The organism is Sphingomonas sp. CFBP8993, assembly GCF_034044895.1.
GTDB lineage: Bacteria > Pseudomonadota > Alphaproteobacteria > Sphingomonadales > Sphingomonadaceae > Sphingomonas.
In genome coordinates, this window is the sequence record NZ_JAXCWU010000014.1 from 1 (window position 1) to 4064 (window position 4064).

A 4064-nucleotide genomic window follows, 5' to 3' on the forward strand; every position below is an offset into this window, starting at 1 on the left:
CGGGTCGCAACCCGATACGACAAAACCGCCGAGTCCTACATCGGCTTCGTCAGCCTCGCATCAGTCCTGCTCTGGCTGCCCTTTGTCCACGATGCCTAGGTTGCGACTGAACATATACGTCGCTACCTGTATTATATGATCAATACAGCCGGTGTTTTGAAACGGACGGTCCAAGGCAGCTTGATCGCGCTCCTGACTTGCGCCCCAATCGCGCACGCCAAAGCCGAAGCCACTCTGCCGGATATGACTACAGCCCTTCGCGAACAGCACGTGGAGAGTGCTTCAATCGCCGTCATTCGCAACGGACGGATCGTCTCGACTGGGGCGTGGGGTATGGCGGGGCCGAACCGGGCGGCGACCGTCGCCACGCCCTACAATCTCGCTTCGCTGACCAAGCCGCTCACTGCGGAGGTTATCCTGCAACTGGTGTCGGCCGGCAAGCTCTCGCTTGATGAGCCAATGGATCGCTACTGGAGCGACCCCGATCTGGCGCGCGATCCCCGGCGTATGGAGCTGACGGTTCGTATGGCGCTGAGCCATCGCACCGGGTTGCCGAATTGGCGCGACACAAAGGGGCTGGCGTTCGATCATGATCCTGGCACCACCGGCTATTCGGGCGAGGGGTATCAGTATGCCGCGCGCTATGCCGAGCGTCGCACCGGGCAGTCGTTCGAGACACTTGCCGGGCGTTGGCTGTTCGCTCCAGCCCATATGGGCGCATCTGGCTATGTGACGGCGCAGGGAGAAGCGGTGCCGATCGCCGCGCCCTATGACGACGCCGGCAAGCCGCTGCCGGTCGAGCCGGTGACGGGCTACAATGCTGCCGATCTAGCCCACGCGACGGCGCGCGATTATGCGCGCTTCCTCATCTATACCCGCACCGATCGGGGCTTGGTCGCGTACGTCGCCGCGGAGTGCAGCAAGTCTCAGGCCGACCTGACGCCCGCGATCTGTGCCGGCACGAAAGCGGCCAGCTGTCCGCCCTGGACCGGCTTTGGACTCGGCTGGCAACTCCTCGGCTTCGCCAATGGCACGACGATGCTTCACACCGGCAAGGATGCGGGGGCATTCACCTTCGCGGCGATCAACCGTGCGAGTGGTGACGGCATCGTTATCCTGACGAACAGCGACAACGGATGGCGGGTAATCCTGCCTATCCTCGAACGCACCGGCAGCGATCCGAAGCTGATCGCCTTCCTTCGTGGCCAGATGAACTGACAGGATTAAAATCATGTCGACCGCCGTCGCCGTTGCTGTGCCCCTTCCCCCCAACGCCCGTGCCGTCTGCGGTCAATCCGCTGACGACTGAGATCGGCGCGCTCTATGGCAAGGTGCTTGACGCCTCCGGCATCGGCCAGTTCGCGACCAGCCAGTAGGTTCAGGGCGGGTTGAAGCTGGGCGTCACCGTCAACAACGGCTTGAACAGCTGCACGGTGACGCAGATCGCGACCAGCTGTACGGGCTTTCGGTCCACAACGATCAACGGCACCAAAACCAGTCGGCCTATTGCCAGCTTGACCAGCTCAACTATCTACCGCCGCGCTCATTCCTGCTGACTGCAGAGATTACGTTCGGCTGACGTGCTCGCTGACGCTTTGAATTGCGACCCGTATCGCATCGAGCGGCTGATGCACCAGCAGGGATTGCGCGCCAGACGGCGCCAGCATGGGCCGCCCAAGGATCATGGTGAAAAGTCAGTGGTCGCGGCCAACATGTCGGCGCTTCGCCCATGCGCCGCTATATCGAGCGCTTCTACAATCCGACCCGCAGGCACGCGACCCTGAGCTATTTCAGCCCTATCGCATTCGAGCGCTGGCTAGGATAGCCTCAAGAAGCGTATCCCGGCGTCTATCAGACGGGCAGCAGCCCAGAATATCTCTTTTAGTTACGGCGCCCATTAGCACAACATATACCTTACGCATGCGAAATGAAAAACTTGTTCTGAGTTCGTCACGGTGATTGCCCATGCCCTCCTCCCACCGCACACAATTTGATCGCCCCGTGGCGGAAATCCCGTACCAGCTGTCCGCGCAGATCGTTCTGGACCAGATTGCCGAGATCAAGAGCTGCGTCCGGGTCGCCATACCTGTCAATATGATGCTCGGCGTGATCAACCTTCTGGTTGCGATCAGGAGCGACCTCGCGCTCTACGGCATCGTCTGGTTCGTCGTCTCGCTCACAGTGAACCTCGTGCGCCTGTATGTTTGCTATCTGCCGGCGCCGGACATAGGACATGCATCCTGCCAGCGGTCGCCGCTGCGATCGATCGCCGTGCAGCGATATCTGATCTGGGCCGGGGCCCTGCTTTCGGGAATAGTGTGGGCCGGGGTTTCAATCCTGTGTGCCGGCTATACTGCGCCGCAGACGCTCTTCTACCTGACGGTCGTATGCGGCGTCACCGCAGGTGCCGTCACCCATGGCACGCCGGACGCCCGCACGCCCCTGTGCTTTATCCTGCCGGCTCTGGCATCCGTCGTCATTTGCTTGTTGGCGGCAGGAGGGTTCGAGCGGACCTGCATCGCCTTCACCACGATCGTTTATATGGCCGCGCTCTCCCGTAGCTCCATTCGCGCCGAAAAAACATTCAAAACGCTTAGCCGCGCCAAGAACGAGGCCACGACGAACGCGGCCGCTCTTTCCGCGGCGCACGATCATTCGCTGCAGATCATCGACATCATGCGGTATCGAGCAACGCATGACGACCTGACGGGCTTGCTGAACCGACCGGGTTTTATCACCGAAGTCGAAGAGCATATGAAGGGCGGGCGGGATGCCTATTGCCTGATGTTCATCGACCTTGACGGCTTCAAGGCCGTCAACGACGTCTATGGCCACCGCAAGGGCGACCAGGTGCTGATAGAGGCGGCGAGGCGCCTTCAGGCTCAGGCCAGTGGCGAAGGCCTTCTCGCTCGCATGGGCGGGGACGAATTCGCTATCTTCTTACCCGTCATGGCATTTCAAGAGGCGACCGACCTCGCACAGGCCGTCATCAGTGCCATGTCGATCCATATGGACGGCGTCGATACGGGCGCGCTGGGGGCCAGCATCGGGATCGTCATGGGCCTTCGGGCGGACCTGACCGACATCCTGGCCTGTGCCGACGAGGCCCTTTACGCCGCCAAGAATGGAGGCCGCAACCGCTATCACGTCTTCGACAATGATCTGCGCGAGCGGCTGGAGATGCGCCGCGACCTCGAACGCGACCTTCCGCGTCATCTCGAAAACGGATCCCTCGATGTCTGGTTCCAGCCCATCTTCGCGCTTGGTCAAACCTTGCCGAATACGGTCGAGGCCCTGCTGCGCTGGAGGCATCCGCAGCATGGCTGGATCTCCCCGGAAAACGTTGTCCGCCTCGCCGCGATCAACGGGCACGCCGAACCCCTTCTCCGCTTCGTGCTGCACCGGGCCAGTCAACTCCTGGAAGCCCTGGACCAAGCCAACCTTAAGGAGATTAAGGTCGCGATCAACATATCCCCGCGGGAGATGGCGCAACTGTCGGTCGATACCATCATCCTCGACCATTTCGAAGCGCTCGGCCTTGCGCCGCCCTTGCTGGACGTCGAAATCACCGAAGAAACCGCCTTCGAGGTCAAGGCCGTACAGCACAAGATACAATCGCTCTCCAAGGCCGGCGTGACGATCAGCCTGGATGATTTCGGCGTAGGCTATTCATCGCTTGAAGCACTACGCCATCGCCGCGTCGATCGCATCAAAATCGATCGAAGCTTCGTATCCAACATTACACGGTCGCCCGAGGACCAGCACTTGGTCAGCGCCATCATCGATTATGGCCGCAAGTTCGATCTCGAAGTCGTGGTCGAAGGGATCGAGACGCGCGAGGACTATATGATGATACAGAGATTGGGCGGGCATCTCTTCCAAGGTTATCACCTGGCCCGGCCGGTACCTGAATCTGACTTGCTGGATTATCTTCGCACCCGCGAGGTCCGACCTGCCGATCATCGTTAGGCATCGTGGACAAAGCTTGACGGCGTGCCTCGCCACTGATTCAAGGCTGCCATTTGGGGGCAGGCTTGGGCGAGCGGATCGGTTTGTCGGATGAG

At 60.9% G+C, this 4064-nt stretch carries 2 protein-coding genes; both read left to right on the plus strand.

Annotation, left to right across the window (positions count from 1 at the left end; translation table 11 throughout):
* The first annotated feature begins 135 nt into the window (after positions 1-135).
* The gene (locus SOM26_RS17570; RefSeq protein ID WP_320454003.1) at positions 136-1218 is read left to right on the plus strand and encodes a serine hydrolase domain-containing protein; all 1083 of its coding nucleotides are present in this window, start codon (positions 136-138) and stop codon (positions 1216-1218) included.
* Between the two features lie 783 nt (positions 1219-2001).
* A complete protein-coding gene (locus SOM26_RS17575) occupies positions 2002-3969 on the plus strand; it encodes a putative bifunctional diguanylate cyclase/phosphodiesterase (protein ID WP_320454004.1) in 1968 nt (655 codons plus the stop codon).
* Positions 3970-4064: the final 95 nt, after the last annotated feature.

What these genes read in the sequence shown, in the direction of transcription:
- SOM26_RS17570 (WP_320454003.1), top strand. Translation starts at nt 136, where the DNA reads ATGATCAATACAGCCGGTGTTTTGAAACGGACGGTCCAAGGCAGCTTG.